General features: G+C 70.7%; 26 protein-coding genes, 2 tRNA genes, 1 pseudogene and 1 riboswitch. Of the genes and pseudogenes, 16 read left to right on the top strand and 13 right to left on the bottom strand.

What is annotated here, in order from left to right; all coding sequences use genetic code 11:
- From ACRYCC_RS37765 to ACRYCC_RS37750, 4 genes are all read left to right on the top strand, one after another.
- Positions 1–128: integrase core domain-containing protein (locus ACRYCC_RS37765; protein ID WP_433818871.1), on the top strand; the 128-nt coding region annotated here is incomplete at its 5' end.
- Positions 129–195: 67 nt separating this feature from the next.
- Positions 196–351, top strand: coding sequence for a hypothetical protein (locus ACRYCC_RS37760; RefSeq protein ID WP_433818860.1), 156 nt, complete (start codon positions 196–198; stop codon positions 349–351).
- Between the two features lie 130 nt (positions 352–481).
- A tRNA-Gln gene (locus tag ACRYCC_RS37755) sits at positions 482–556 on the top strand.
- Between the two features lie 112 nt (positions 557–668).
- Positions 669–741: transfer RNA gene (locus ACRYCC_RS37750), tRNA-Glu, on the top strand.
- A gap of 140 nt (positions 742–881) precedes the next feature.
- Here ACRYCC_RS37750 and ACRYCC_RS37745 read toward each other — a convergent pair.
- Complete coding sequence (locus ACRYCC_RS37745) at positions 882–1,373, bottom strand: PIN domain-containing protein (protein WP_433818859.1); 492 nt, start codon at positions 1,371–1,373, stop codon at positions 882–884.
- Positions 1,352–1,672, bottom strand: coding sequence for a hypothetical protein (locus ACRYCC_RS37740; RefSeq protein ID WP_433818858.1), 321 nt, complete (start codon positions 1,670–1,672; stop codon positions 1,352–1,354). Before ACRYCC_RS37740 ends, ACRYCC_RS37745 begins: the two co-directional genes overlap by 22 nt.
- 130 nt (positions 1,673–1,802) lie before the next feature.
- Here ACRYCC_RS37740 and ACRYCC_RS37735 point away from each other — a divergent pair, with 130 nt between their 5' ends.
- A complete protein-coding gene (locus tag ACRYCC_RS37735) occupies positions 1,803–3,398 on the top strand; it encodes a hypothetical protein (RefSeq protein ID WP_433818857.1) in 1,596 nt (531 codons plus the stop codon).
- 225 nt (positions 3,399–3,623) lie between these two features.
- On the opposite strand, the gene ACRYCC_RS37730 is transcribed toward ACRYCC_RS37735, so the two are convergent.
- The 3 genes from ACRYCC_RS37730 to ACRYCC_RS37720 all read right to left on the bottom strand — a co-directional run bounded on the left by ACRYCC_RS37730 (position 3,624) and on the right by ACRYCC_RS37720 (position 6,077).
- Complete coding sequence (locus ACRYCC_RS37730) at positions 3,624–4,103, bottom strand: VOC family protein (RefSeq protein ID WP_433818856.1); 480 nt, start codon at positions 4,101–4,103, stop codon at positions 3,624–3,626.
- Between the two features lie 178 nt (positions 4,104–4,281).
- A complete protein-coding gene (locus ACRYCC_RS37725) occupies positions 4,282–5,418 on the bottom strand; it encodes a sensor histidine kinase (RefSeq protein WP_433818855.1) in 1,137 nt (378 codons plus the stop codon).
- The gene (locus ACRYCC_RS37720; protein WP_433818854.1) at positions 5,415–6,077 is read right to left on the bottom strand and encodes a response regulator transcription factor; all 663 of its coding nucleotides are present in this window, start codon (positions 6,075–6,077) and stop codon (positions 5,415–5,417) included. The genes ACRYCC_RS37725 and ACRYCC_RS37720 overlap by 4 nt, the downstream gene beginning before the upstream one ends.
- Before the next feature lie 195 nt (positions 6,078–6,272).
- Here ACRYCC_RS37720 and ACRYCC_RS37715 point away from each other — a divergent pair, with 195 nt between their 5' ends.
- The 4 genes from ACRYCC_RS37715 to ACRYCC_RS37700 all read left to right on the top strand — a co-directional run bounded on the left by ACRYCC_RS37715 (position 6,273) and on the right by ACRYCC_RS37700 (position 10,068).
- Complete coding sequence (locus ACRYCC_RS37715; RefSeq protein WP_433818853.1) at positions 6,273–7,208, top strand: ATP-binding cassette domain-containing protein; 936 nt, start codon at positions 6,273–6,275, stop codon at positions 7,206–7,208.
- A complete protein-coding gene (locus tag ACRYCC_RS37710; RefSeq protein WP_433818852.1) occupies positions 7,205–8,752 on the top strand; it encodes a DUF1349 domain-containing protein in 1,548 nt (515 codons plus the stop codon). Before ACRYCC_RS37715 ends, ACRYCC_RS37710 begins: the two co-directional genes overlap by 4 nt.
- An 8-nt stretch (positions 8,753–8,760) precedes the next feature.
- On the top strand, positions 8,761–9,525 hold the full coding sequence (locus tag ACRYCC_RS37705) for an ABC transporter permease (protein ID WP_433818851.1): 765 nt from the start codon (positions 8,761–8,763) through the stop codon (positions 9,523–9,525).
- Positions 9,526–9,588: 63 nt separating this feature from the next.
- Positions 9,589–10,068 (top strand): hypothetical protein, encoded by a 480-nt coding sequence (locus ACRYCC_RS37700; RefSeq protein ID WP_433818850.1) that lies wholly within the window; start codon positions 9,589–9,591, stop codon positions 10,066–10,068.
- Between the two features lie 16 nt (positions 10,069–10,084).
- Here the strand turns inward: ACRYCC_RS37700 and ACRYCC_RS37695 are convergent, their stop codons facing one another.
- The gene (locus tag ACRYCC_RS37695; RefSeq protein WP_433818849.1) at positions 10,085–10,477 is read right to left on the bottom strand and encodes an ATP-binding protein; all 393 of its coding nucleotides are present in this window, start codon (positions 10,475–10,477) and stop codon (positions 10,085–10,087) included.
- A gap of 181 nt (positions 10,478–10,658) precedes the next feature.
- Here ACRYCC_RS37695 and ACRYCC_RS37690 point away from each other — a divergent pair, with 181 nt between their 5' ends.
- Positions 10,659–12,110: a helix-turn-helix domain-containing protein gene (locus tag ACRYCC_RS37690; RefSeq protein WP_433818848.1), complete on the top strand. Its 1,452-nt coding sequence runs from the start codon at positions 10,659–10,661 to the stop codon at positions 12,108–12,110.
- A 1-nt stretch (position 12,111) separates the two neighbouring features.
- Here the strand turns inward: ACRYCC_RS37690 and ACRYCC_RS37685 are convergent, their stop codons facing one another.
- From ACRYCC_RS37685 to ACRYCC_RS37660, 6 genes are all read right to left on the bottom strand, one after another.
- The gene (locus ACRYCC_RS37685) at positions 12,112–12,939 is read right to left on the bottom strand and encodes an alpha/beta hydrolase (protein WP_433818870.1); all 828 of its coding nucleotides are present in this window, start codon (positions 12,937–12,939) and stop codon (positions 12,112–12,114) included.
- 155 nt (positions 12,940–13,094) lie between these two features.
- The gene (locus tag ACRYCC_RS37680; protein WP_433818847.1) at positions 13,095–14,069 is read right to left on the bottom strand and encodes an NAD(P)-dependent alcohol dehydrogenase; all 975 of its coding nucleotides are present in this window, start codon (positions 14,067–14,069) and stop codon (positions 13,095–13,097) included.
- A gap of 16 nt (positions 14,070–14,085) precedes the next feature.
- Positions 14,086–14,916 (bottom strand): DUF2306 domain-containing protein, encoded by an 831-nt coding sequence (locus ACRYCC_RS37675; protein WP_433818846.1) that lies wholly within the window; start codon positions 14,914–14,916, stop codon positions 14,086–14,088.
- Between the two features lie 175 nt (positions 14,917–15,091).
- The gene (locus tag ACRYCC_RS37670; RefSeq protein ID WP_433818845.1) at positions 15,092–15,778 is read right to left on the bottom strand and encodes a response regulator; all 687 of its coding nucleotides are present in this window, start codon (positions 15,776–15,778) and stop codon (positions 15,092–15,094) included.
- On the bottom strand, positions 15,775–16,914 hold the full coding sequence (locus tag ACRYCC_RS37665; protein ID WP_433818844.1) for a sensor histidine kinase: 1,140 nt from the start codon (positions 16,912–16,914) through the stop codon (positions 15,775–15,777). The genes ACRYCC_RS37670 and ACRYCC_RS37665 overlap by 4 nt, the downstream gene beginning before the upstream one ends.
- A 96-nt stretch (positions 16,915–17,010) precedes the next feature.
- Positions 17,011–17,589, bottom strand: coding sequence for a calcium-binding protein (locus ACRYCC_RS37660; protein ID WP_433818843.1), 579 nt, complete (start codon positions 17,587–17,589; stop codon positions 17,011–17,013).
- A 168-nt stretch (positions 17,590–17,757) separates the two neighbouring features.
- On the opposite strand from ACRYCC_RS37660, the gene ACRYCC_RS37655 reads away from it, so the two are divergent.
- The 4 genes from ACRYCC_RS37655 (at position 17,758) to ACRYCC_RS37640 (ending at position 23,855) form a co-directional block, all read left to right on the top strand.
- Positions 17,758–18,354: an HDIG domain-containing metalloprotein gene (locus tag ACRYCC_RS37655; protein WP_433818842.1), complete on the top strand. Its 597-nt coding sequence runs from the start codon at positions 17,758–17,760 to the stop codon at positions 18,352–18,354.
- A gap of 82 nt (positions 18,355–18,436) precedes the next feature.
- Positions 18,437–19,609, top strand: coding sequence for an SMI1/KNR4 family protein (locus tag ACRYCC_RS37650; protein ID WP_433818841.1), 1,173 nt, complete (start codon positions 18,437–18,439; stop codon positions 19,607–19,609).
- Between the two features lie 77 nt (positions 19,610–19,686).
- A riboswitch (S-adenosyl-L-homocysteine riboswitch) is annotated at positions 19,687–19,762 on the top strand.
- A 14-nt stretch (positions 19,763–19,776) separates the two neighbouring features.
- Positions 19,777–23,421, top strand: coding sequence for a methionine synthase (metH, locus tag ACRYCC_RS37645; protein WP_433818840.1), 3,645 nt, complete (start codon positions 19,777–19,779; stop codon positions 23,419–23,421).
- Between the two features lie 74 nt (positions 23,422–23,495).
- On the top strand, positions 23,496–23,855 hold the full coding sequence (locus tag ACRYCC_RS37640; RefSeq protein WP_433818839.1) for a hypothetical protein: 360 nt from the start codon (positions 23,496–23,498) through the stop codon (positions 23,853–23,855).
- A 12-nt stretch (positions 23,856–23,867) separates the two neighbouring features.
- Here the strand turns inward: ACRYCC_RS37640 and ACRYCC_RS37635 are convergent, their stop codons facing one another.
- Complete coding sequence (locus ACRYCC_RS37635) at positions 23,868–24,275, bottom strand: RNA-binding S4 domain-containing protein (protein ID WP_433818838.1); 408 nt, start codon at positions 24,273–24,275, stop codon at positions 23,868–23,870.
- 131 nt (positions 24,276–24,406) lie between these two features.
- Here ACRYCC_RS37635 and ACRYCC_RS37630 point away from each other — a divergent pair, with 131 nt between their 5' ends.
- Entirely contained in the window at positions 24,407–25,003 is a 597-nt protein-coding gene (locus ACRYCC_RS37630) for a DUF4232 domain-containing protein (protein ID WP_433818837.1), read from the top strand.
- A gap of 66 nt (positions 25,004–25,069) precedes the next feature.
- Positions 25,070–26,011 (top strand): annotated as a pseudogene (locus tag ACRYCC_RS37625) (SDR family oxidoreductase); the annotation flags it as partial.
- Between the last annotated feature and the right edge of the window lie 29 nt (positions 26,012–26,040).

Genomic DNA, 26,040 nt, shown 5'->3' with positions numbered 1-26,040 from the left:
GCGAACAAGCCCGCCGCAAAGCCCTGCCCGCCTGGCTCCACCACTACAACCACCACCGACCCCACACCGCCACCGGCGGCAAACCACCCATCACCAGATTGACCAACGTCCCTGGGCAGTACAGCTAGCGGTTGCGGGTGCTCAACACCTCCGAAGCGGGTCTCGCCCCGGCTCAAGAGCCGGGTGCCCGCGGCGGTGGACGGTCTCGGATACCGGCCCAACAGCCAGGCCCGCAGCCTGCGCACCCGCCGGGTCCAGGGAGAGTCGTGCCCCAGCCAGCACATCGTGCTCCCCACCACCCTCACGGTCCGGGAGAGTTCACTCCGGCGCCGTCCCTTCCCGGCCCGGTGACCGGTCGCCAGGGCGGCGCGTTCCGCCGCCACGGCCGGGAGTGCGGATCGGCTATTCGTTTTGGCTCTAGCGCTCCGGGTCCGGTAGTCTCTTACACGGCGCAAGCGACCCATGAGGGTGGATACGCCGGTGGGGTATGGTGTAATCGGCAACACGACTGATTCTGGATCAGTTGTTCTAGGTTCGAGTCCTGGTACCCCAGCCAAGTCAATCGATCTGCAGGTCGGTTGACTTGTTCCTTGAGCGGCCTGGTTCTCCGAAACCGGTTCGAACACGAGGTAAACGCCCGGTATGCTGGGTGCACAAGAGAAGATCACGGTCCCGTCGTCTAGTGGCCTAGGACGTCGCCCTCTCAAGGCGGTAACGGCGGTTCGAATCCGCTCGGGACTACACAACACGCACCAGCTCAGAGCCATGATCACGAGGTTTGTGGTCATGGCTCTTCTGCGTTCGTCCCGCGTCCGTGAGATCGGGTGACACCGGGCGGCATCCAGCCGGACGACGTCCGCTCGCCGTGGGCGGCGATCCGATCAAGCTTTGCCGAGGCGCTTACGTATTTCCTCGACGTGTTCGACCGTTATGCCCTGCTGTTCTCCCACGAGAGCCGGCAGATGTGAGAGGTCCGCCGTGATGACGAGGACATCGGGCTTTGCGCCGGCCCGCTTCGCGCGATCGGCGTGATCGTGAGCCGTGGCGGCGATGATGGCATCGACGACCTCGGTGCTGTCGAAGCCGGTTTTGCCGATGAGCCTTCCGGCGGAGAGTCCGATCTCCTCGGTCACCGGGTCGACGACGATCTGTCCCACGACTCGGTGGAGTGCGGCGTCACGGTTGCTGCCGCGCATGACCTCGGCGAGAACCGCGGCTGAGGTGACCACTCGCGCCTGCCTGCGGAGCGCGGCGCTGAGGTAGACGAGCACCTCACGTTCCGTGCTCGCCTTGTTGATCGCATCGTTGTCGAGGACGAGAACACCCCCGACCGCATGTTTCTTGGCTCTGCTCATGACGACGCGGACGGCCATGCGGCGAGAGCGGCCTGGATCTCTTCCTCGGTCGCCGGGCCATGGATCTCGGCGAGGTCGTCAACGAGGTCGGACAGTGCGTCGAGTTCAAGCTGACGCGCGATGGCGGCGTCTACGTAGGCTGACAGGCCGCGGCTGCCTACCCGCTTGCGGATCTGCTCCTTGCGGCCTTTGCGGACGGTCGCCGACAGCTTCTCGGTGGCAGGCCCAGAGGTGTTCACAATGACCACTTTGCCCGATGAAGGAGCTCGGGCAACCTTGAATTTTGTGATCTTGTTCTTGGCCTTTGTCGTGCTCACCCTTCAAATCATACTGCAAGTGTGATTTTCGGCCGACCGTACCGTGGTAAACCTCGTTGCGGTCTCGGCCGGGGTGCTGTCATCATCAGCGCATGATCTTCTACGGAAAGGGCGTCCAGCGCCCCTGCCGGTGAGGCCCGGCGAGTGGGAGCTGGAAACCGGTCCCCTTGACGACCGGCCCACCTTCCTGGCCCACGCTCTCGCCCTCAGCGCCCTCCATGGTCCCGGCCCCTGGCCTCACGACGGCCATCCCCTCCCTGACGAGCCACCCCGCGAGAGCGGTGAAGGCCCCTTCCTCCCGAGCGTCGTGCTCGACGGCGTCCGCACCCATCACTTCCGTACCGACCCGGCGCCCGCAGCGGTCGAGGAGATCGCCGATCTTCTCGAAGGGCTGGTGTCCACGCCGCCCCGGCCCGGAGCCATGGCTGGTTTGCACGAAATGCTCGCCTGGCAATCGGCCGTCGCCATCGCCGACGACCTGGTCAAGGAGCTTCGCTCACGGAGCCTTCCCGGTGAGCGGCTCCGGGAGGTGGCGCGGCATCTGACCGAGTACGGCTCGCTCCGCGACACCGTCAAGCTCGGGATCGTCATGCTGGGAGTCTGCGGGGACGCACGCGACCGTGAGCTGCTGCTCCTGCTCGGCGCCCTCGACGAGCTCACCCTGTACGCCGTGGTGGCGCTCATGAACACCCAGCCCGACCGGCAACGAGCCGCCCACGAGCTCGCACAACGGGTGCAGGGGTGGGGGCGGATCCACGCGGTGGAACGCCTGAAGGGCTGCGGCGACCCCGAGATCAAGGCCTGGCTGCTGCGGGAGGGGTTCCGTAACGGAGTCATGAACGAGTACCTCGCTCACCTCGCCGCCACCACCGGGGATCTCTACCCGGCTCTCCTCCGACCCGAGGTGGACGAGGCTCTGCTGGACGGTGCCGGCGGTATCCTCGCCGCGCTGGCGATGGGCGGCCCGGCCCAGGACATGACCGACTACGACGACGCCGTACCGGCCATGCACCGCTACGCCGAGCTCGCGAGTACGGCTCCACCGACGCTGAGCAGGCTGGACCACCTGCTGACCCTCGCCCGGTTCGTGTCCCGGCCCGACGAGGACTTCACCTGGCCGGACCGGGAACCGCAGGCCCTGGCGGCTCGATACGAGGCACTGCTGGCAAGGCCGGTGTGGCGCGATCTCGTGCTCGCGCACCTGAGCGACCCGGTCGGCCCGTACGGCTTCAACACCGCTCTGTCGTGCGCAGGCCGCCTCGCCATGCCGGTGCTCGCCCAGGCTCTGGACCACCTGGAGCGCGATCCTTTCAATGCCTACGTATGGCAGTGGACCCTCCGCCGCTCCGACCACGAGAGCATCCACCAGGTCATCAAGCTGGCCACCCGGCTGCTCCCGCTCGACGCACTCGCCGGTGGCCCCGCCAAGAGCGGTGGCTTCGGTCCCGAACACGCACCCGACCGCGCTCTCGAGATCATCGTCTCCGGACTGGCAAAGCACCCCGGAACCGGACTCGAGCTGCTCCGGACCGCCCTCACCAACCCGGTCATCCGCGTACGGTCCTGCGCTCTGCGGGCCCTGTCGACCTGGCCGGCGGCGCACTTGCCCAACCGGGCCCGCGAATGGGTGGCCACCGCCGCAGCAGCCGAACCCGACGTCAGGCTTCGAAGCGAGATGAAGGCCTTCCTCGACGGCCCCACGACCACCACGGACAGCGGCGGCTAAGGCCACGACGTCCCGCGGGAACGGGCATCCCACCAGATGCGCGGCGTCATTCATTCTCAGCGAGAGCACACGGCCATGCTCACAGCACGGTAGTGACCGGGGTCGGTCGGATAAAGCCGGATACCTGGCCGGATGCTGCTGAGGCGCGCCGAAGGGAATGAGCGGTCCGTCGACATCGAGGAAGAGAAGAGGGCGCTGTACGGAACCGGTCACGGCTGCGGTGTCTCAGCGGCCGGGGGCGCGGGTGACGACCTCCTGGAGGATCCACCCGTTGCCGTCGGGGTCCTCGAACGAGGCGAAGGAGCCGTAGTCGGCGCGATCGGGGTGCGGCCCGGCAACGCGGCTCGCCGTACCGGCGTGGTGGAAGACGCCGTCGGCGTCGTGCCAGATCTCGCCGACGTCGGCGCCGCGGGCGACCAGCTCGGCGCGGGCGGCCTCGATGTCGGTGACGATGAGGTGCAGCCCCTGCGCCGATCCGGGGACGGCCGCGGAGACGCCGTCGCCGAAGATGATCGACGCTTCCGATCCCGGCGGGGTGACCTGCACGACCCGGAAGCCGTCGCCGACGGGGAAGTCGGCGTCCAGGCGGAAGCCGAGCTGCTCGTAGAAGGCCTTGGCCCGGTCGACATCGGAAACCGGTATGACCAGGACTTCGAGTTTCATGTCCATGATGCTGTTCTCCTTGTTGCGGTGGTCGGGACTCATGCGGTGAGCGGTGAGCCCTGGTTAAGGCCGTCATCCCCGTGGCGAAGCGAGGGGAGTCCTCGGTGATGGAATTCCCCGAGGCGTGTCCGCTGAGGCCGTAGCCGCCGGGGACCGCGTCAGCCGGGTCTCGAAGGACGAGCTGATGGGAATCGCGACGGGACCGGCTCCGAATCGCCGCTCAGCTCAGCCGCGGGCGGCCGCCGCGATCCCCGCGCGGAAAGATCACCTTGATGTCTAGGCCGCCTTCCGGCCGGGCGCGGGGGGTGAGCGTTGCGCCGTGGGCGGTGGCGATGGCATGGACGATGGCCAGGCCGAGCCCGTGCCCGCCGGTGTGACGGATCCGCTCGCCGCCGAGTTGCTGGAACGGCTGGAAGAGTCGTGCGAGCTGGTCGGGTGGGATCACCGGTCCGGTGTTCCGCACCGAGATGCTCGCCCGCCCGGAGGTCATCGCCGTCGAGATCTCGACCCGGCCGCCCGCCACGTTGTGGCGCAGGGCGTTGTCCACCAGGTTGGCCACCAGGCTCTCCACCAGGCTGGGGTCACCGGCCGCCGGAGCCGCGGTGAGCGTGGTGCCGACGTGCACGCCTCGCCGCAGGGCCTCCTGACGGCGGGCCAGGACGACTCTCCCGGCGACCTCGGCGAGATCGAAGTGCTCCCGCCGCTCGATTCCCCGCTGACCGGTCGCCAGGGTCAGGAGCGCCTCGATGAGACGTTCCTGCTGTTGGCCCAGCGCCAGCATCTCCTCGCAGGCCGAGCGCAACGTCTCGGTGGTGGCATCCGGATCGGCGAGTGTCACCTGGAGCAGGGTTCGCTCCGCGGTGAGCGGGGTGCGCAGTTCGTGCGAGGCGTTGGCCACGAAGTGCCGCTGCGACTCGAACGATGCCTCGAGCCGCTCGAACAGGCCGTTGAGCGTCTCCCCGAGCTCCTTGAACTCGTCGTCGGGGCCGCCCAGGTTGAGGCGCCGGTGCAGATTGCTGGCGGAGATGTCCCGGGCGGTCGCCGTGATCGTGCGCAGGGGTCGCAGGAACCGGCCGGCGACCAGCCAGCCCAGCGTGAGCGCGAGCAAGACCATGAACGCGAGACCGACGGAGGCGGCCATGACCAGCTGGTGGACGTCGGTGCCCTGCTGGGCGGTGCCGGAGGCACGGCCTCCGGGCCCGGCGGGGCTCGCGCTCTGCACGGCACTGGCCGCGATGGCGAGCATGAGGCCGCCTGAGACGACGAAGGGCCCGGCGTAGAGCAAGGCGAGCCGCGTGCGCAACGTACGCCGGGGCAGGCGGAACACCGCGGCCGGTGTGCGGGAAGGGCGCATCATGCCTCTCCGATCCGGTACCCGCCCTCACGAACGGTGTGGATGACCGGCGGATCACCGAGCTTGGCCCGTAGCCGGCGTACCGTCGTCTTGACCGCGGTGGTGAAGGGGTCGGCGGCCTCGTCCCAGACCCGTTCCAGCAACTCCTCGGCGGAGACCACCCTGCCGGCGGAGGCGAGCAGGCACTCCAGGACGGCGAACTCCTTCGGGCTGAGCTCGAGGCGCCGCCCGGCGCGGGACGCGATCCGGCGGCTGGGGTCAAGGGTCAGGTCGCCGCTCTCGAGCGTCGGAGGCAGCGCGGCGGCGGAGCGACGGCCAAGAGCACGGATACGGGCCACGAGCTCGGAGAAGTCGAAGGGCTTCGGGAGGTAGTCGTCCGCGCCCAGGCCGAGGCCGTCCACCCGCTCCCTGACGGCACCGGCCGCGGTCAGCATGAGCACCCTGCTTCCGGACCGCCCGGCCACGATCCTCCGGCAGACCTCGTCGCCGTGCACTCCGGGCAGGTCGCGGTCCAGCACCACGACGTCATAGCGGGTGACGGCCAGATGGCCGAGCGCGTCGTGCCCGTCGAGGACGACGTCGACCGCCATCCCCTCCCGGCGCAGCCCGGTCCCGATCGTCCTGGCCAGAATCTCGAAGTCCTCAACGACCAGCACTCTCATGATCTGCCCATGGTCCCTCTCGACGGCCGGGGCTCCGCCCGGATCAGCGGCGGGGTGTGACGCCGGTCCCACCATGCCAGGTCACCGGTGGCGCCACGGTGTCAGCGCGGTGCCGGTCGCCGACACCGTGCTGACACCGGCAGCGGCGTAGAACCACTGTCGAAGCGGCGTCCATCGATCGAAAAGGACCATCACATGAGCGACGCGACCATCGAAGTCACCGGCCTGCGCAAGCGGTTCGGGCCGACGCAGGCCCTCGACGGGATGTCGTTCACCGTCGAGCCGGGGCAGGTCACCGGCTTTGTCGGCCCGAACGGCGCGGGGAAGTCGACCACCATGCGGGTGATCCTGGGCCTCGACGCGGCCGATCAAGGTCAGGCGCTGGTGGGCGGGCGGCCGTACCGTAGCCTGCGGCACCCGCTGAGCCATGTCGGGTCGCTCCTGGACGCCGCCGCGCTGCAGCCGAGCCGGAGCGCGCGTCATCATCTGCTGTGGCTGGCCCATTCGCAGGGCCTGACCGCCCGGCGGGTCGATGCGGTGATCGAGCAGGTCGGGCTGCGGGCGGTGGCCCGGCGGAGGGCGGGCGGTTACTCCCTGGGCATGCGCCAGCGTCTGGGGATCGCTGCCGCGCTGCTGGGCGACCCGCCGATGCTCATGATGGACGAGCCGTTCAACGGCATGGATCCCGAGGGCATCGTATGGATGCGCGGGTTCCTGCGTTCGCTGGCCGAGCAGGGCCGCGCGGTCCTGGTGTCCAGCCACCTGATGAGCGAGCTGCAGGACACCGCCGGCCATCTGGTGGTGGTCGGCCGCGGCAAGGTCATCGCCGATGCCGGCGTACACGAGCTGATCGCGGCGGCGTCCGGTGGCCGCGTCACGCTGCGTACCACTGCCGGGGCGGCCGCGACGACCGTGCTGGCGGAGGCGGGCGCCACCGTGGCCGCCACCGGGCCGGACACGCTCACCGTGTCCGGGCTGCCGGCGGAGCGCATCGTGGTGCTGCTCGGTGCGAACGGGATGCCGTTCTCGGAGGTGTCGGCGCACCGGGCGACCCTGGAGGAGGCCTACCTGGAGCTCACCCGGGACGCGGTGGAGTTCCGCGCCGGTATGGCCGGGGGACCGGCGTCATGACGACCACGCCGTACCGCTCGGACCTGCGGACCGGACGAGGCGGCTTCGCGCAGTCGCTGCGGGCCGAATGGACCAAGTTCAGGACGGTACGCGGCTGGGTCATCGGCTCCATCGCCGCGGGACTGGTGACGGTGCTGGTGGGGATGCTCAGCATCGCGAGCGACAGCCGTCCCGATCACGTCGCCGATCCCCGTGTACCGATAGGGCCGGGCGGCCAGGCCGTGAACGACAGCTTCTACTTCGTGCACCAGCCGCTGGCCGGAGACGGCAGCATCACCGTGCCGGTGACGTCGTTGACCGGCAGGACCGCGATGGGTCCGCAACACATGCGCGCCGAGACCCAGCCCTGGGCGAAGGCCGGGATCATCGTGAAGCAGAAGCTCGAGCAGGGGTCCGCGTACGCGGCGCTGATGGTCACCGGCGGGCACGGAGTGCGGTGGCAGTACGACTACACCCATGACACGGCCGGTACCCCCGGCGCGGTCTCCCCGGCTTCCCCGCGCTGGCTGCGGCTGGTCCGTTCCGGCGACACGATCACCGGGTACGACTCCGCCGACGGCAGCCGCTGGAACCAGGTCGGCACCGCCCGGCTCCCCGGGCTCCCCTCGACCGTGGAGGCGGGGCTCTTCGTCACCTCCCCGGCCTCCATCCACGTGACCAGTATCGACGTGGGCACCTACAACCCCGCCTCGGCCACCGCCGCCTTCGGTCACGTCGAGCTGCGGGGCCAGTGGCCGCAGGGCTCGTGGCAGGGCGGGCAGTTCGGCGGGGTCGGTACCTCCGGCAACTACCCGCCGAAGACGTCCGGCGGTCACACTCGGACCGGCAGCGGGTTCACCGTGACCGGGGCCGGCGACATCGCGCCGGTCGTGGGCGGCGGGGCCCTGGGCAACGGCGACACCATCGAGGGCTTCCTCGTGGGGACGTTCGCCGGGTTGATCGTGGTGATCGTCATGGCGACGATGTTCATCACCGCCGAGTACCGGCGGGGCCTGATCCGCACCACCCTCGCCGCGAGCCCGCGGCGGGGCCGGGTCCTGGTGGCGAAGGCCCTCGTGATCAGCGCGGTCACGTTCGCCGTCGGCCTGGTCACCGCGATCGTCATGATCGCGTCCGGCCGGCCGCTGGCGAAGGCCACCGGGTTCTACCTGTTCCCGGTGTCGTCGCTCACCGAACTGAGGGTGGTCGCCGGTACCGCGGCGTTGCTCGCCGTCGCGGCGATCCTGGCCCTGGCGATCGGCGCCATCCTGCGGCACGGTGCCGGGGCGGTCACCGCCGTCATCGCGGCGATCGTCCTGCCCTACATGCTCGCGACCGTTCCCGGGCTGCCCCCGGGTGCCGCGCGGTGGCTGCTGCGGGTCACCCCGGCCGCCGGCTTCGCCATCCGGCAGAGCATCCCGTTCTATCCGCAGGTGGACAGCACCTACATTCCACCGGCCGGTTACTACCCGCTGTCGCCATGGGCCGGCTTCGCCGTGTTGTGCGGCTACGCCGTGGTCGCGTTGGGCCTGGCCGTCGTCCTGCTGCGCCGGCGGGACGCATGAGAGCGGCGATGCACGCGGAGTGGACCAAGCTGCGCACCGTGACCGGCACGCTCTGGTCGCTGCTCACCGCAGTCGCGCTGACCGTGGCCCTGAGCGCCGGTGTGGCCGCGGTGGTGTCCTGCCCCTCCGCAGGCTGCGGCGGCGACGCCACCAGGCTCAGCCTCACCGGCGTCGGCCTCGGCCAGGCGGTGGTCGCCATCCTGGGCGTGATCGTGATCAGCAATGAGTACGCCACCGGCATGATCCGCACCACCCTGACGGCGATGCCACGCCGTACCGCCACCCTGGCCGCCAAGGCCGCCGTCCTCACCGGGGTGGTGCTGGTGGCCGCCACTTTCGCCGTCCTGTCGTCGCTGCTCGCCGGGCGGCTCCTCCTGCCCGGCAACGGCTTCACTCCGGCGCACGGCTATCCGTCCTTGTCCCCGGCCGACGGGCCGACGCTCCGCGCCGCCACCGGCTCGGTCCTCTACCTCGCCCTGATCGCCCTGCTCGCCCTCGGCATCGCCACCGCTGCCCGGAACGCCGCGACGGCCATGGGGATCGTGCTCGGCCTGCTCTACCTCCCTCCGGTCATCGCCCAGGTGATCAGCAACCCGGACTGGCAGGAGCGGCTCCAGCAGATCGCGCCGATGCCCGCCGGGCTCTCCGTCCAGGCCACCACCGATCTCCGCAGCCTGCCCATCGGCCCATGGGCAGGCCTCGGCGTCCTCGCCGCATGGGCCGCCGCCGCACTCCTCACCGGCGGCCTGCTGCTCCGGCTCCGCGACGCCTGAGCGCTGGACGGCTCCTCGGATATCGAGTGGCGACCTGTGGGCCCGCGGCGGATGATCGGTTCCGTGGACGTGGCCGTGCAGTGGGTGCGTACGTCGTGGACCAAGCGGTCGCGCGGCGGCGAGGCCGCGACGCGCCGTAACGCGGTCCCGGTGGCGTTCATGCTGCCGCAGTCGGGCCTTCCGTTCGTCCATGACGTACGTATGGACGAGAGTGCCGGTTTCGAACCACGGATCGCGCTGCTGGACGGGCCACCGCCGGTCGATGACGTGGACCTCCGGGAGTCGGACGGGCTGCTGCGGGTGCATCTGTCCGCGACGCCTTACGGCGTGCCGCGCCGCTGGCGCCGCCCACCGGCGGTCCGTCTCGCGCGGGGCGAGTGGCTGCGCTGGCAGATCAACTATCGGTTCTCGGGAACGTGCTCATGCGGCCAGGAGTGGAATTACCGGCTCGACACCCTCAACCTGGCGTACGGACCGGTCGACTCCGGTGCCTTCCTAGGCGAGCCCGGGCGCCATATCGACGAGCGTGCTCGTCTCCGGTAACCGCGCACCGGGCCGATCAGTCGCGGTTGCCGTCCGAGAGGTCCATGACGGCGGTGATCAGTTTTCCGTCGGGGCGCTGATGAACGGTGACCTTGGCGAGGGCTTCGATGATGCCGAGGCCGAAGCCCCCGCCCTCGCCGCTTTCCCGCCGCTCGGGCGGGGTGGGGCACGCGTCGGACACCGCGACTTGAAGGGCTGTGGCGGTGGCCGAGAGCTGCAGCAGTACGGGTGGTGCGCCGTGGCTGAAGGCGTTGGTGACGATCTCAGAGACGAGCAGGATGGCCGAGTCGGTGTCTGCGGTGAGCCGCCAGTCGTCGAGGGCTTGCATCGTGTGGCGCCGGGCGGCTCGTACGGGGGTTTGCAAGCCATCGAGTTGCCAGACGCGGCATCGGTGCTGTTCAACGATCATTTGCTGGCTCCTCCGTCACTTCCGCGGACCTGGGCTCGTCAGACTGACGGAGTCCCCGATCGAGGCCTATGCATGGGGAGCCGGATAGCCATGCGTCGAATGCATCACCCTGGGTGATGGATCGTGTTGGCAGAGTTAGACTGGCCGCACGTCTCCACGCGTCATTTCGAAGGCCGGGCAGATGGATGCACACCGTTCCGCGCGCAGGTGCTGTCAATGCGGCACCCGGCTGGCCCGCGACAACGCCGACCGGCGCTGTTCCGCCTGTAGGCACCGGGCCCGCGCCGCACTCGCCTCACCACCGGACGTACCGCCGGAGTTCTGGCTGTCGCCGCCCATGCGGGAAGCGCTGTCCGCCCGGCACATGGGTGAGGTCATCCGTGCGTTCCGTACCCATCCGTACCACGGCAAGATCATTTCGCAGGGGGCCGCCGCGGCCTGGGTGTATCTGACCCAGTCGCAACTCAGCCGCATCGAGAACGGCCCACCTGTCCAGGACCTGGACCGGCTCATTCGATGGGCGCATACGCTCCGGGTGCCGCCCCACCTACTGTGGTTCGCGCTCCCTGGCGAGGACCGGCCCGAGGACGGGCTTCGAGCCGAGTCATCGGCGTTCGCAGACGGCGAGTGGATGGGTGAGGGCGACGTGCGCAGACGAATGTTCCTTGCAGGGGGACTGGCGGCGGCCACACTGCCCGCGATCGGTGTGGAAGGGCTGAGGCACATCGCCGCCGCGCTGGAGGACGCGCATCGTTATGCGGACGGATCGGTCGTCGGCCACTTCCGTCAGCAGCTCGATGCGTGTGCCGCCGAGGACCGGGCGTACGGTCCGAAGCGCACTCTCCCTGCTGTGCTCGGGGTTGTCGCGGCGATCGAGCACACCACCCGGCACGCCAAGACCGCCGTCCGGCCGGAGCTGCTGCGACTCGGCGCGCGGGGAGCGGAGTTCGCAGGATGGTTGTACCGCGACATCACCATGCCCGAGCTGGCGAACTACTGGCGGGACCGGGCGGTGGAGTACGCGCAGGCCGCCGGTGACCTGCCGATGCAGGGTTACGTACTGTTGAAGAAGAGCCAGTCCGCGTGGGACGAGCGCGATGGGCTGCGGATGCTCACCCTCGCCCAGGCCGCGCAGCAAGGCCCGTGGCAGCTCCCGGCCCGGGTACGGGCCGAGGCGGTGCAACAGGAGGCTCGCGGGCACGCGATGCTCACTGGTGACTGGGCACTCGTCGAACCCAAGCTCGACGAGGCGCGCACACTCCTGGAGACCAGCACCCCGGGGGTGGACGGCCCCGGCACTCACTACGGTGAAGCGCTGTTCACGATCCAGACGGCCATCTGCTTCGGCGAGGCCGGCAAGCCGCAGCAGGCCGTCGCACTGTACGACCAGGCGCTGTCGGGCAACACCTTCTCCCGCCGGGATCGCGGCTACTTCCTGTCCCTCCAGGGCAAGGCGTACGCGGCAGCGCACTCACCGGACGATGCCGCAAGAGCAGGCCTGGACGCGCTGGCGCTGGCCCGCGAGACCGACTCCGCCCGCACGATGCAAGAGCTCGCCAGGCTCGTCCGTGCCCTGCGCCCGTGGCAGGCTCACTCCCGGGTACGGTCGCTGCGCGATGCGGTGCTCGCGTGACTCAGGCTCGGGTCAGCCAGTCCGTGACGGTGCGGATCACGTGTGCCTGCCACGCCTGGGTCTGCGGATCAAGATATTGGGGATCGTCGTGGAGGGCGAAGCCGTGCTGTGCCCCCTCGATCTCGACGAGCTGAGCATCCTTGATCTGACGTAGCGCGTCGCGGGAGGACTCGACCGGGATGAACGTGTCGGCCGTGCCGTGCACGATCAGCGTCGGCATGGAGATCTCGTTGAGCACCTGGTGAGGCTGCAGGTGGAAGACCTCGTTCAGCAGAGGCCTGCCCAACTTGAATGTGGGGGAGTGCTTCAAGGACCCGCTTTCGGCCAGTTCCCGCCCAGCCTCTCGGCTGAGGTGGTCATCGTGCCAGTAGGGCTTGTCGTCGACGAAACGCTTCTTGTAGTTCAGGAGCGGATTGAACAGCACCAGTCGCTGCGTCAGCTCAGGGTGCCGAGCAGCGAAGAACGCGCTGATCCCACCGCCGAAGCTCGCTCCGATGAGGTTGACCGGCTGCGCGCTGGTGGCCTCGCGGACATGTTCGGCGGCGGCCCGGATGTCGTTCAGGACACCGGAGATCGTCAGGTCCTCCTGCCGGCCCGCACTCTCGCCGTGCGCCCGGAAGTCGAACCGCAGCGTCGAGGATCCGGCTTCGGCCAGCCCGGCGGCCAGGCGTACGAAGAATCCCCCCTCGTCACGGGTCACCCCACCGCCGTGCACGAGAACAGTGGGATTGCGTCGAGAGCTTGCCGCGAAGCTCAGGGTGCCTCGGAGCCGCAACCCGTCCAGACTGCGGAAGTCGGTGTGCTTCGTGCCGTCAAAATCCTTGGCCATCGGCAACTCCCGTCATAGGTCGTCGTACCCATCATGACGGGGGTAGGCGTCAGCGGCAGGACCGGATGACTGGCGCCTCGAGCGACTGAATGCCCCCGTGTCATCCGTAGCCTGGTCGGTGACGTCGCAGAGGAGGTGGTCGTGATCGGTGGCTCTCACGCGACGGTCAGCACGATCTTGCCGCGGGCGTGGCCCTGCTCCACGTGGCGCAGGCCCTCGGCCGCGTCGGCCAGCGGGTAGGTCCGGCCGACGACAGGGGTGAGCTTCCCGGCTTCGATGAGCGCGGTGAGGGCGAGCAGGTTCTCCCCCTTGTGCACGTCCGGGACCGTTCGGAGCCGCTGTCGTACGAAGCCGTTGGCCACGGCCACCAGGAAGAAGGTGCCCGCCGCCCCGACCACGGCACCGGGTGAACCGCCGGCGTTGACCACGAGGGTCCCCACCGGGGTCAGTGCCCGGCGCAGCCGACGCAGCGGCCGGTTGCCCACGTTGTCGAGGATCACGTCGTAGTGCGTGCGCCCGTCGGTGAAGTCCTCGCTCGTGTAGTCGACGACGTGGGCGGCGCCGAGGGAGCGCACCAGCTCGACGTTGCGGGTGCTGCACACCCCGGTGACCTCCGCGCCCAGCGCCGCCGCGATCTGGACGGCGTACGTGCCGACGCCGCCGGCGGCCCCGTTGACGAGCACCCGATGCTCGGGCCGTACCTCACCCACGTCGCGGATTCCGCGGAGCGCGGTCGCCGCCGCCATCGGGATCGCGGCCGCCTGCTCGAAGGTCAGGCTCGCCGGCTTGGGCACCACCTGGTCCGCCGCGGCGCGGGCGTACTCGGCGAACGCGCCCGGGCAGAAGCCGAGCACCTCGTCGCCGGGCCGCAGGTCGCGCACGTTCGCGCCGACCGCCTCCACCCGTCCCGCCGCGTCGATCCCGGCCACCCGAACCTTCGGCCTGGTCAGCCCTACTCCCATCAGCCGCGCGATGAGGGGGTCTCCGCGTAGCATGTGCCAGTCGTACGGGTTGAGCGCGGCGGCGTGCACGCGAACCAGCACGTCGTCGGCCCCCACCTCGGGCGGCTCGGTGTCCGCCAGCCGCAGGGTGTCCGGCGGGCCGAAGCGCTCCTGGACGATCGCCTTCATCAGGTCTCCTCGGTTGTCACGCGATGTGGTGGGAATCGGCGCCGATCCGGCTACCGGCTGCGGCAGGGACGCCTCCACCGGCGGCGACCGCGGCTCCGGCGGAGGTACGGATCGGACCGGCCGGCCGCCGACGGATGATCCATTCGGCGATGGCGAGGTTGATCAGCCAGGCAGCGCCCATGAGCAGCCCCTTGCTGAGCTTGCCGGGCATCCCGACGATCAGAATCCACGGCAGCTGGGTCAGCGCCTGGGTGCCCGCGCCCTGGGCGATCGCATACGCGCGGATCATCCAGGCGCGGTGCCGGGCGATGTCCCGCCGCCGGATCGCGGTGAAGCCGAGCACGAGAGAAACGATCATGATCGAGCCGAACACGAGCCGGAAGCCGGTGACGAGGGCGCCCGTGTCGGCGGGATGGGCATAGAACAGCGTCATCCACAGCCCCGAGAGCGCCGCGGCGAGTCCGCACGGGACCAGCAACCGCCCGGCGGCGCGGTGCAGGCCCGGCCTCCGGCGGCGGAGGCCGGGGGCGAACTGGAAGGCGCCCAGAACGCTGTACAGGGTGACGCCGATGATGTGCACCACCACGGGTACGGGCGCCGTGACGAACCGGGCGTTCTGTGGCGTGATCTCCGCGCCGCCGGCCAGCTCGGTCAGGCGGACCGCACCGGCGATCACTGGAATGGCGCTGAGCAGAAGCAGCGCGGGCACGAGCCACTTCCCCTTGGTGGACGGGGGCCGCGCCGCCTTGGCGGGGGAGGCCGTGGCAGGGGGCCCTGCTCCGTTCCGGTCGTCCGTCGGCCGGTCCCCGCGGGCGGAGTGCCGCGTCGTCGTGCTCTCGTGGGTCATGACTCGATCGTGACGGCTGGGGCGGCGCGGCTCATCGGCAGAAGGGCCGGATCTGAACCGGCCGATCATCCGACACGGAGACCGTACTTCCGGCCGATGGTCGAGGCCGATGGTCGAGGCCCATGGACGAGGCCGATGGGTGGTGCCGATGGGCGGTGCGGGTGGTCGGGGCGGGTCAGCGTTCGGGAGCGATGATGTGCCCGAACCGCTTCCCGACGCGCTTGGTCTCGTAGGCCCACATGGCGATCTCGACGCGGTTGCGGGCGCCGAGCTTGCCCATCAGGCTGGTGATGTGCGTCTTGACGGTGCTGAGAGTGATGTGCAGCTCGGCGCCGATCTCGCTGTTGGTCCGGCCCCGTGCCACGGCGGCGAGGATCTGCTCTTCCCGGTCGGTGAGCGCCTCGAAGGGCTGCGGCGGCGATGCGGCGGGCCCCGCGTCGGCGAAGGCCTCCAGGAGGCGTGCGGTGACGCTCGGGGCGATGAGCGCGTCGCCGTTGGCGGCGGCGTTGACGGCCTGGGCGAGCAGCACGGGCCCGGCGTCCTTGAGCAGGAACCCCCGGGCACCGGCCTTCAGGGCGGCGTAGACGTAGTCGTCGAGGTCGAAGGTGGTGATGACGACGACGGCGAGGGGGTCGGTGACGGCCGGTCCGGCGAGCAGGCGGGTGGCTTCGATGCCGTCCATGCCGGGCATGCGGATGTCGAACAGGCACACGTCGGGGCGTACGCGCCGCGCGAGTTCGACGGCTCGGCGGCCGTCGGCGGCCTCGCCGACGACCTCGATGTCCGGCTGGGCGTTGAGGATCATCGTGAGCCCGGTGCGCACGATCTCCTGGTCGTCGGCGACGACCACCCGGATGCTCACGTCGCCCACCCGGTGCGAGGCAGCACCGCGGTCACGGTCCAGCCGCGATCGGGGTCCGGGCCGGCCTTGCAGGTGCCGCCGAGCAGGTTGGCGCGTTCGGCCATGCCGATGAGCCCGTACCCCGGCGACGCGGCCGGGCGGATGAGGCTGGTGTCACCGTCGTCGCTGACGCGCAGCCGCACCGACGTCTCGTCGGCGGCGAGGCGTACCTCGATGCGGGTGGCGTGGCGAGCGTGCCGCCGCGCGTTGGTGACCGACTCCTGGGCGAGGCGGTAGATCCCGGCCGCGACCGACGGCGGGACGTCGTCGAGGTCGCCGAAGATCTCCACGTCCACGGACGGGCCGGCGCGGGCCCGGCTCGCGAGCCGGGCGAGATCGGTGATGTGCGGGCTGGGCGCCAGGTCGGCCGGCTGGCTGCGGCGCAGGACCCGGACGATGCTGCGCATCTCGGTGAGGGTGCGCGACGCCTCGGTCTCGATCAACCGAAGTGCGTCGGTCGCGGCGTCCGGCTGCGATGCCGACGCCGCGAGACCCGCCTGGGCCCGGATGGCGATCGCCGAGACGTGATGGGCGACGGTGTCGTGCAGGTCGCGGGCCAGCCGTTCACGTTCGAGCAGCTTGACCTGGTCGAGCTCGCGCATCCTCGCCCCGGTGCGATACCGGATCGCCCCGCCCAGGGCCATGGCCGAGAACAGGACGGCGAACGCGCCGACCCCGTCGGCGCGGCCGAGGTCGTCGGTGACCACCGAGAGGAGCACCTTGACGAGAATGATCGCCAACCCGATCCCGGCCTCGCGTCCGGACCCCCACCGGAACAGCGAATACGGCAGGAGCAGCAAGAACACCATCGTGTTCATCCCCGGCGGCTCGCCGCTCGTGAGCAGACCGGCGAGGCCGCAGGCACCGAAGGCGATCGCGACCATCAGCAGCGGCCGGGTCCGGCGCCACAGCAGCGTGGGCACCAGCGCGAGGGTGAGGACCAGCGAGATGGGCCGCCACGGCAGATCCGGCCGCAGAACACCTTCGAGCACCGCGACCGGCGCCAGCACCCCGACGAGCGCCCAGTCCCGCCAGACTCGCACCGGCGGGTGGGGGGGACGGGGTTCGTCCCACACGGAACGGAGAAGAGCGGGCACCACCCCATCGTACGAGGGGTGGTGCCGCTCCTGATCGGCCGAAAGTACGAGACGTACGGCCGTCCGGCGGGCGCCGGACGTGATGGCGGGTACGCCTCAGGTCAGGATCTGCGTGATCTCGCAGCCGGCGAAGCCGTCCGGCTGCTCCAGCAGGCCCCTGAGGTCGGAGACGCAGTGGTCGGTGCCGGTGCCGCCGTCGACGGTGCCGCCGCCCCTGCCGGTGATCTCATCATCGCCGCCCAGCCCCTGGAGGAGGTCGTGGCCGCCGCTGGCGGCGAGGGTGTTGGGGCCCGCATTGCCGATCAGTACGTCGTCCCTGATGGTCCCTTCCAGGCTCTCCACATCGGTGCCGATGGTGTCCCGGGCCCCCACGGGGCCGTCCTCGGAGCCGCCGTCGTCGCCCGTCGCGCCGTCGAGATCGGCCCGTACGCCGGTCCGGGCGGCCGTCTCGGAGTAGGAGACGGTGTCGGAACCGCCGCCGCCCAGCAGCACGTCGGCGCCGAACTCCCCGGTCAGCGTGTCATCACCGGTGCCGCCGACGAGCCGGTCGGCGCCGGTGCCACCCCGCAGGTGCGCGGTGAGGCCCGTCGTATTGGTGATCACGTCGTCGCCGTCCAGGCCGCGTACGGACACGTAGTTGACGGCCGCGGACGCGCATCGCGACTGGACATGCACTCTCCTGACGTCATCGACGACTTTTCCGGGGGAGGGCTGCGTGCTCGTCAACGGTTGGCACGAACCGTACGGGCGACCGGTTCAACAAGGCGATTGATCAACTCTTCGCACATTCCCGTCACCGCTCCGGAAGGGTGGGAATGCGGCCGCGTCCCTTAAACTTCGCGGATGCTGATTCCGACGGATGAACGGATTCGCGCCCTGCACGAGAAGCATGCGCCGACCCGGAAAGCGTACGAACTCGTGTACACGCACTGTGAGATCGTCTGCCGGATCGCGGAACAGATCCTCGCCCGCAACGGTCTCGGCCTCGACGCCGGGCTGGTGAGAGCCGGCAGTCTGCTGCACGACATCGGGGTGTACCGGCTGTACGACGGCGACGGCGAAATCGACCATGCGCAGTATGTGCGCCACGGCGTCCTCGGTGACGAACTGCTCGGCGAGGAGGGATTTCCCGAAGCCATTCGCCGTTTCTGCTCCCACCACATCGGCGTCGGACTCAGCCGCGATGACATAAGGAGACTGGGCCTCCCGCTGCCGATGGCCGACTATGTGGCCGAATCCGGTGAGGAGCGGGTCGTGATGTACGCCGACAAGTTCCACAGCAAGACCGACCCGCCGACCTTCGTCACAGCCGCCTCCTACACGGCGTCGGTGTCGCGGTTCGGTCCGGACAAGGCAATGGTGTTCACGCGAATATGCGAGAGCTTCGGCGAGCCCGACCTGACATCGTTGGCCGCGGCCTACGGGCACGCGCTGGCATGACGGCCCTGCCTCGGGCGAGTTCGGGAGTGCGTTTCTGACCACGCTCAAGGCACGCGGCACGGCGTTTTGCCACGATGTCGGGATGCCTTCTGACGTGGACGAGACCTGGGATCGGATCGTGGGATGGCTCGGCCGGCATGCGCCGGCGGTGGCCGGCGCGATCGATCCGCCGGCCGCCGAGCCGGCGCTCGCACAGGTTGAGGCGGCGGTGGGGTCACCGCTGCCGGCCGACCTCGTGGCCTGGTGGCGTCGCGCGGACGGGATGCGCTGGACGGACCCGCACCCGGGAGCACTGCTGCCGCCGCATTTCGTGCCGCACTCGGTTCGAGGGGCGCTGGAGTCCCGGCGGACGTGGCTGGAGGTGATGAGCTCCCTCTACGAGGGGGCGGAGCCGCCCCCCGGGGCCGCCGGGTCCCCGAGCGATGTCTGGCTGCCGATGTGGATGCCGATCGCGGCGAACGGAGGCGGCACCGAGCTCTTCGTCGATCTGCGCGACGGGCCCGCGCACGGCTGCGTGATGACCTACGACAAGGTGGGCGCCGCCGCACTCGCGCCGCGGTGGCCGAGCGTCACCGCGATGCTCGCCGAGGTCGCCGACGCGCTGGAGAACGAGGTCCCGGTCCAGGGAGTCCGGATCTGGGTGTCCGAGGACGGCACGATCTCCTGGGACAGCGACCGCGGCCGCTGGTCGGCCGGGGGGAGCGGGCCGGTGATCCTGCCATGGCTGCGCGAGCGGTACGCCGCCTTCGTGGCCGAGGTGCTGGCGGGCGGCTTCGCACCGCCGCCGGCCGGCTCGTGGCCGGCCGAGTGGATCGCCGCGCACGTGGCCCGCAACACCGAACTGCTCATCGCCACCACGGAGGCGGTGCTCGCCGACGACCCGGCCGGCCGCGAACGGGCGCAGTCGGAGGCGTGGGCGGCGCAGGACTGGACCCGGCTGAGGCGGTTGAAGGACTCCGCCGAGCGGGCCGCCGCACACCTCCGCTACGACAACTCCGACACGATGGACCCGGCCACGCTCGATCGTTACGCGGGCCACGGGCTCACCGCGCTAGCCGACCAGATCTCTCAGCTCGGCGGGCACCTGTGCGGCCTGGCCGAGCCGCTCAACCGGGGCCGGCCCACCGCGCAGGTACGCATCGTCGAGTCCGGCACCACCATCATCGACGGACGGCAGGGCTGGCTCGGAGTGCTCAACTCCCTGTGGATGCGGCAACTGCCGCTGCGCACCCGCCAGTTGCGCGCGCTGCGCTGAACGCCCGGCCGTGCCGATGACGGCGAGAAGGGGGCGGACGTTTCCCTCGGAGCGTCCCTTTCGATATCGTCGTTCGCCAGGTCGAGAGGCGCTGCAACGGGCTCAAGTCCGCCACGCTCGACCTGCGTTGTTCAGCAAGGGCGCCTCCCATGACGGGAGGTGGTCCGGTGGACAGGTCCTCGAACCGAGGCGACGAACTGCGGGAGCTTCTGGACCGGCGGGTCGCGGTACTCGACGGGGCTTGGGGCACGATGCTGCAGGCGGCGGGACTGACCGCGGCCGACTATCGCGGGGAGCAATTCCAGGACCACCCGCATGACGTGACCGGTGACCCGGACCTGCTGAACCTGACGCGACCGGATGTCGTGCTCGACGTGCACCGGCAGTACCTGGCGGCGGGCGCGGACATCACGACGACGAACACGTTCACCGCGACGAGCATCGGCCAGTCGGACTACGGGCTCCAGTCGCGGGTGCGGGAGATGAACCTGCGGGGCGCCACGCTGGCGCGCCAGGCCGCGGACGAGGTGGGGGGCCGCTTCGTCGCCGGCTCGGTCGGGCCGCTGAACGTCACCCTGTCGCTGTCGCCACGGGTGGAGGACCCGGCGTACCGGGTCATGTCGTTCGACGAGGTTCGGGCCGCGTACGCCGAGCAGATCCAGGCGCTGGCCGACGGCGGGGTCGACCTGCTGCTGATCGAGACGATCTTCGACACGCTCAACGCGAAGGCCGCGATCGCCGCCGCCCGCGAGGTCGCTCCGCACCTGCCGTTGTGGATCTCGGTGACGATCGTCGACCTGAGCGGGCGCACCCTGTCGGGGCAGACCGTGGAGGCGTTCTGGAGCTCGATCGAGCACGCCGAGCCGCTGGTGGCCGGCGTGAACTGTTCGCTCGGTGCCGAGGAGATGCGGCCGCACGTCGCCGAGCTGTCGCGGCTCGCGGGCACGTACACGGCCTGCCACCCCAACGCCGGTCTGCCGAACGCGTTCGGCGGCTATGACCAGACCCCGGAGGAGACCGCACGGCTGCTCGGTGAGTTCGCCGCGTCCGGAACGGTCAACATCGCCGGCGGGTGCTGCGGGACGACCCCGGCGCACATCGCGCAGATCGCGGCCGCCGTGGCCGGCCTCGCGCCGCGCCCGGTTCCGGCACCCCCGGCCCGCACCCGCTTCAGCGGTCTGGAGCCCTTCGAGATCGGCGCGGACACCGGCTTCGTCATGATCGGGGAGCGCACCAACGTCACGGGCTCGGCCCGGTTCCGGCGCCTCGTCGAAGCGGGCGACCACCAGGCCGCCGTCGACGTCGCGCTGGAGCAGGTACGCGGTGGGGCCAACCTGCTCGACGTCAACATGGACGCCGACCTGCTCGACAGCGAGCGGGCCATGACCACGTTCCTGAATCTGGTCGCGACCGAGCCGGAGGTCGCCCGCATCCCCATCATGATCGACAGTTCGCGGTGGAGTGTGCTGGAGGCGGGGCTCAAGCACGTTCAGGGCAAGGGCGTCGTCAACTCGATCAGCCTCAAGGAGGGCGAGGAGGCGTTCCTGGAGCAGGCCCGGCGCATTCGCGACCACGGCGCCGGCGTGGTCGTCATGGCCTTTGACGAGCAGGGGCAGGCCGACACGACCGAGCGCAAGGTGGCGATCTGTGCCCGCGCCTACGACCTGCTCACGCAGCGGGCCGGGTTCCCCGCGGAGGACATCGTCTTCGACCCCAACGTGCTCGCGGTCGCCACCGGCATCGCCGAGCACAACGGCTACGCGAAGGCGTTCATCGACGCGCTGCCGCTCATCAAGCAGCGGTGTCCCGGGGCGCGCACCAGTGGCGGTATCTCCAACCTGTCGTTCTCCTTCCGCGGCAACGACGTCGTGCGCGAGGCGATGCACTCGGCGTTCCTGTTCCACGCCGTGCGCGCGGGGCTGGACATGGGCATCGTCAACGCGGGACAGCTCGCGGTCTACCAGGACATCCCCGCGGACCTGCTCGAACTCGTCGAGGACGTGCTCTTCGACCGGCGCGGCGACGCCACCGACCGGCTCGTGGAGTTCGCCGAGACGGTGAGCGGACCGGGCACCCGCCGCACGGTGGACCTGTCCTGGCGCGACGCGCCGGTGGAGGAGCGCCTGGCGCACGCGCTCGTGCACGGCATCGTCGACTTCGTCGAGGCCGACACCGAGGAGGCCAGGCAGCAGGCGGCCCGCCCCCTCGATGTCATCGAGGGCCCGCTGATGGACGGTATGAAGATCGTGGGGGACCTGTTCGGCGCCGGGAAGATGTTCCTGCCGCAGGTGGTCAAGAGCGCGCGGGTGATGAAGCGCTCGGTCGCCCACCTCGAGCCCTACATGGAGGCCGAGAAGGAGCAGGCGCGCCTGGAGGGGCGTGCCGACACCGGCCGCGGCAACGCAAAAGTGGTGCTCGCGACCGTCAAGGGCGACGTGCACGACATCGGCAAGAACATCGTGGGCGTCGTCCTCGGCTGCAACAACTACGAGGTCATCGACCTCGGTGTCATGGTCCCCGCCGCCGTCATCCTCGACACGGCGATCGCCGAAGGCGCCGACGTGGTGGGCCTGTCGGGGCTGATCACCCCGTCGCTGGACGAGATGGTCACCGTCGCCACCGAGATGCGGCGCCGCGGGCTGAAGCTGCCCCTGCTGATCGGCGGCGCCACCACCTCGCGCCAGCACACCGCGGTCCGGGTGGCTCCTGCCTACGACGGCACCACGGTCCACGTGCTCGACGCGTCCCGGGTCGTCGGCGTGGTGTCGGACCTGCTCGACGTGGACCGGGCCGAGGAACTGGCCGTGCGCAACCGCGCCGAGCAGCGACGCCTGCGCGAGCAGCACGAGACCAGGCAGCGGAGTCCGCTGCTGACCCTCGCGCAAGCCCGGGCCAACCGTGAGCGGGTCCCGTTCGACGATCTGCCCGTCCCCGAGTTCATCGGCGTCCGCACCGTCCACCCCGACCTGACCGACCTCCGCGCGATGATCGACTGGCAGTTCCTCTTCCTCGCCTGGGAGCTGAAGGGCAAGTACCCGGCGATCCTCGACCAGCCGGTGGCCCGCGAGCTCTACGACGACGCCGGCGCCCTGCTCGACCAGATCATCGCGGACGGCCTCTTCCAGGCGCGCGGTGCCTACGGCTTCTGGCCCGCCCGCTCCGAAGGCGACGACATCCTCATCGACGCCGGTGCGCCGGACGCGGGCGACGGCGGCACCCTCCGCCTGCCGATGCTGCGCCAGCAGACCGCCAAGCCGGCGGGCCGGCGCAACCGGTGCCTCGCCGACTACCTGGCTCCGGCCGGGGATCACATCGGCGGGTTCGCCGTGGCCGTCCACGGCGCCGAAGACCTCGCCGCCACGTTCGAGGCCCGGCACGACGACTACCGGGCGATCATGGTGAAGGCCCTGGCCGACCGGCTCGCCGAGGCGTTCGCCGAGTACGTCCACCTGCGGGCGCGGCGCGCCTGGTACGAACCGGACGCCGATCCGCCGATCGAGGACCTGCACGCTGAGCGCTTCCGCGGCATCCGCCCCGCGCTCGGCTACCCCGCGAGCCCCGACCACAGCCAGAAGCAGACCCTGTTCGACCTGCTCGACGCCGGGCGGCTGGGCATGGGCCTGACCGAATCCTTCGCCATGACCCCCGCCGCCAGCGTCAGCGGGCTGCTCTTCGCCCACCCGTTGTCGCGATACTTCACCGTGGGGCGCATCGGCAGGGACCAGACCGAGGACTATGCCCGCCGGCGCGGCCTCGACCTTCCCGGCGTCGAACGCTGGCTGCGCCCCAACCTCGCCTACGAACCCCGGTGACCCGGACCGGCGGCCGGATCGGTGGTCCGCCGCCGCGGCTCGGCAGGCGGCGGGCGACCTGGGATAGTGGTCTCATGCGTCAGGCGTACGCGCACGAGGCGGTTCTGGTCATGGAGCCGGCTGCCGACGTGCGAGCGCCGGGGGCCCTGATCACGGTGGCGCTGTGCGGGCACTGGGAGCACGAGCCGCCGTGCCCGCTGGCACCGCACCACACCGGCGCGGAACGGATCGGCGGGCACGTGCGTCTGCGGATACTCTTCGCCGCCGAACCAGAGGCGGAGGACACCGTGCGGCAGCGCATCGACACCGCCCTGGCCGAGGGCCGCCTGCACGGCCCGGACGGCGTGACCACCCGGTGGCGGCTGCACGACAGCGGCCCCATCGACGTCCCGGCGCAGGACAGAGACCACGCCGAGCGCCTGACGCGCACCTGACCCGGCGCCTTCTCAGTCCGTACGGTCCCTGCGGTCTCCCCGCTCGGTGGCAGGGCGCCCGAAGAGCTTCTCGATGCTCCGGCGCTCGCGTTTGGTGGGGCGCCCGGCGCCGCGGGCGCGAACGGCCACCGCGAGTTGGCGCGGGGGAGGCGGCGGGCTCTTGTCGATATAGCACTCGGCGGCCACGGGGGCGCCGACGCGCTTGCTGATGATCCGGGTGACGACCACGATGCGCTCGTAACCCTCCTGCCGGAGCCGTACCTCGTCACCGACCCGGATCGCGTGCGCGGGCTTGACCCGTACCCCGTTGATCCGCACATGCCCGCCCCGGCAGGCGTCGGACGCGACCGAACGGCTCTTGGCCAACCGCACCGACCAGATCCAGACGTCCACCCGAGCGCTCACCTGCTCACCCGCCATCCCGTCACTGTAATGCGGTCCGCGCGTGCACCGCGTCCGCGGCGAAGATCATCAGGAGGGGGCGGCCCGGCCGGCGGCGGGCGAGAGGGGGCGGCCGGCGAGGGGCGGGCAGGTCAGGGCAAGATCGTCGTATGTACCCGTCATCTGCCGTGTCCGGTCGTGCGGCCGCCCGCCGCGCGGGCCCGCCGCTCGCCATGATCGCTTTGATCGCCGCGACCGGCGCCTGCACCTCGGCGCCGAGGCAGGGCATCGCGCTCACGCCGCCGGTCACCGCGACCGCGGCGCCCGGGTGCCCGTCGGCCGGGGTCACCCTCACGGCCGGTCCGATCGACGCGGCCATGGGCCTGCGGGCGATGCGCATCGACCTGGTCAACTGCGGTACCGAGCCGTACACCGTGCAGGGACATCCGGCCGTACGGGTCCTCGATGACCGGCGCCGGCCGCTCGGGGTCGCGGTCCTGGAGGGGACGGCGGCGATCTCCCGCATCGAGCGGTTCGAGGGCCGGCCGCAGCGGGTGACGGCGGCGCCGGGCGGTCGTCTGGCGGCGGTCGTGGTGTGGCGCAACACGGTCACCGACCCGTCGGTACCGGCGGTGACCGGACGGCACCTGGAGATCATCCCGGCCGCCGGGCAACCGGCGCAGACGCTGACGCCCGGCGGCGGCATCGATCTCGGCACCACCGGCCGGCTGGCGGTGAGCAGGTGGATCACGCCGCCGAGCGGCTGACGCCGATACGCGCATGATCTCGCGAGATCACCGTCGGGGGCGGCAGGGCGCTGGCAGAATTCGGCTGTGGGCTGGTCGCCGGATCGAGACGCACTGCGCGGGCGCGTGGCCGTCGTCGCCGGGGCGACCCGGGGCGCCGGGCGCGGGATCGCCGCCGCCCTGGGCGAGGCCGGTGCGACGGTCGTCTGCACGGGCCGCAGCAGCAGCGTACGAGCGATCCGGTCCGACTACGACCGTGCCGAGACCATCGAGGAGACCGCCGACCTGGTCACGCGGCTCGGCGGCACCGGTGTCGCGGTCGCGGTCGACCATCTGGAGAGCGGCCAGGTGAAGGACCTGGCCGACCGGATCCGCGCCGACCACGGCCACATCGACGTGCTCGTCAACGACATTTGGGGGGCCGAGCTGCTCAAGGGCGGCCCGGCGGACTGGAACACCCCCGTGTGGGAGCACGATCTCTACAAGGGCCTGCGCATCCTCCGGCTCGCCGTCGACACCCATCTGATCACCTCCCATCACCTCCTCCCGCTCCTGATCGATCAGCCCGGGGGCCTGCTCGTCGAGATGACCGACGGCACCACCGGCTACAACGCGTCCCGCTACCGGATCTCTGTGTTCTACGACCTGGCCAAGGTCGCGGTGAACCGGCTGGCCTACTCCCAGGGGCACGAGCTGGCCCGGCACGAGGCCACCGCCGTCGCCGTCACGCCCGGATGGCTGCGTTCGGAGATGATGCTCGACAACTTCGGCGTCTCCGAGGACAACTGGCGCGACGCGCTCGATCCGGGCGCCGTGGACGGCCGCCCTCCCGCCCCTGCCGACTTCGCGCTGTCGGAGTCCCCGCGATTCGTCGGGCGCGCGGTCGTCGCGCTGGCCGCGGACCCGCACCGGGCGCGATGGAACCAGCGGTCGGTCAGCTCCGCCCAGCTCGCGGCCGAGTACGGTTTCACCGACCTGGACGGCTCCCGGCCCGACATCTGGCGGTTCATCGAAGAGGTCCGCGAGCCCGGGCTCGACGCCGGCCCCCGACGGCTACC

This window comes from Actinomadura scrupuli (genome assembly GCF_050971785.1).
Classification (GTDB): domain Bacteria; phylum Actinomycetota; class Actinomycetes; order Streptosporangiales; family Streptosporangiaceae; genus Actinomadura_E; species Actinomadura_E scrupuli.
The sequence above is the reverse complement of the archived record's forward strand: the minus strand, read 5'-3'. Positions and strand labels throughout refer to the sequence as shown.

Coding starts and splice junctions, on each gene's coding strand:
- ACRYCC_RS37745 (WP_433818859.1), bottom strand. CDS start 1,373: ATGGCCGTCCGCGTCGTCATGAGCAGAGCCAAGAAACATGCGGTCGGG.
- ACRYCC_RS37730 (WP_433818856.1), bottom strand. CDS start 4,103: ATGAGTCCCGACCACCGCAACAAGGAGAACAGCATCATGGACATGAAA.
- ACRYCC_RS37725 (WP_433818855.1), bottom strand. CDS start 5,418: ATGATGCGCCCTTCCCGCACACCGGCCGCGGTGTTCCGCCTGCCCCGG.
- ACRYCC_RS37720 (WP_433818854.1), bottom strand. CDS start 6,077: ATGAGAGTGCTGGTCGTTGAGGACTTCGAGATTCTGGCCAGGACGATC.
- ACRYCC_RS37715 (WP_433818853.1), top strand. CDS start 6,273: ATGAGCGACGCGACCATCGAAGTCACCGGCCTGCGCAAGCGGTTCGGG.
- ACRYCC_RS37710 (WP_433818852.1), top strand. CDS start 7,205: ATGACGACCACGCCGTACCGCTCGGACCTGCGGACCGGACGAGGCGGC.
- ACRYCC_RS37705 (WP_433818851.1), top strand. CDS start 8,761: ATGCACGCGGAGTGGACCAAGCTGCGCACCGTGACCGGCACGCTCTGG.
- ACRYCC_RS37695 (WP_433818849.1), bottom strand. CDS start 10,477: ATGATCGTTGAACAGCACCGATGCCGCGTCTGGCAACTCGATGGCTTG.
- ACRYCC_RS37690 (WP_433818848.1), top strand. CDS start 10,659: ATGGATGCACACCGTTCCGCGCGCAGGTGCTGTCAATGCGGCACCCGG.
- ACRYCC_RS37685 (WP_433818870.1), bottom strand. CDS start 12,939: ATGGCCAAGGATTTTGACGGCACGAAGCACACCGACTTCCGCAGTCTG.
- ACRYCC_RS37680 (WP_433818847.1), bottom strand. CDS start 14,069: ATGAAGGCGATCGTCCAGGAGCGCTTCGGCCCGCCGGACACCCTGCGG.
- ACRYCC_RS37675 (WP_433818846.1), bottom strand. CDS start 14,916: ATGACCCACGAGAGCACGACGACGCGGCACTCCGCCCGCGGGGACCGG.
- ACRYCC_RS37655 (WP_433818842.1), top strand. CDS start 17,758: ATGCTGATTCCGACGGATGAACGGATTCGCGCCCTGCACGAGAAGCAT.
- ACRYCC_RS37650 (WP_433818841.1), top strand. CDS start 18,437: ATGCCTTCTGACGTGGACGAGACCTGGGATCGGATCGTGGGATGGCTC.
- ACRYCC_RS37640 (WP_433818839.1), top strand. CDS start 23,496: ATGCGTCAGGCGTACGCGCACGAGGCGGTTCTGGTCATGGAGCCGGCT.
- ACRYCC_RS37635 (WP_433818838.1), bottom strand. CDS start 24,275: ATGGCGGGTGAGCAGGTGAGCGCTCGGGTGGACGTCTGGATCTGGTCG.
- ACRYCC_RS37630 (WP_433818837.1), top strand. CDS start 24,407: ATGTACCCGTCATCTGCCGTGTCCGGTCGTGCGGCCGCCCGCCGCGCG.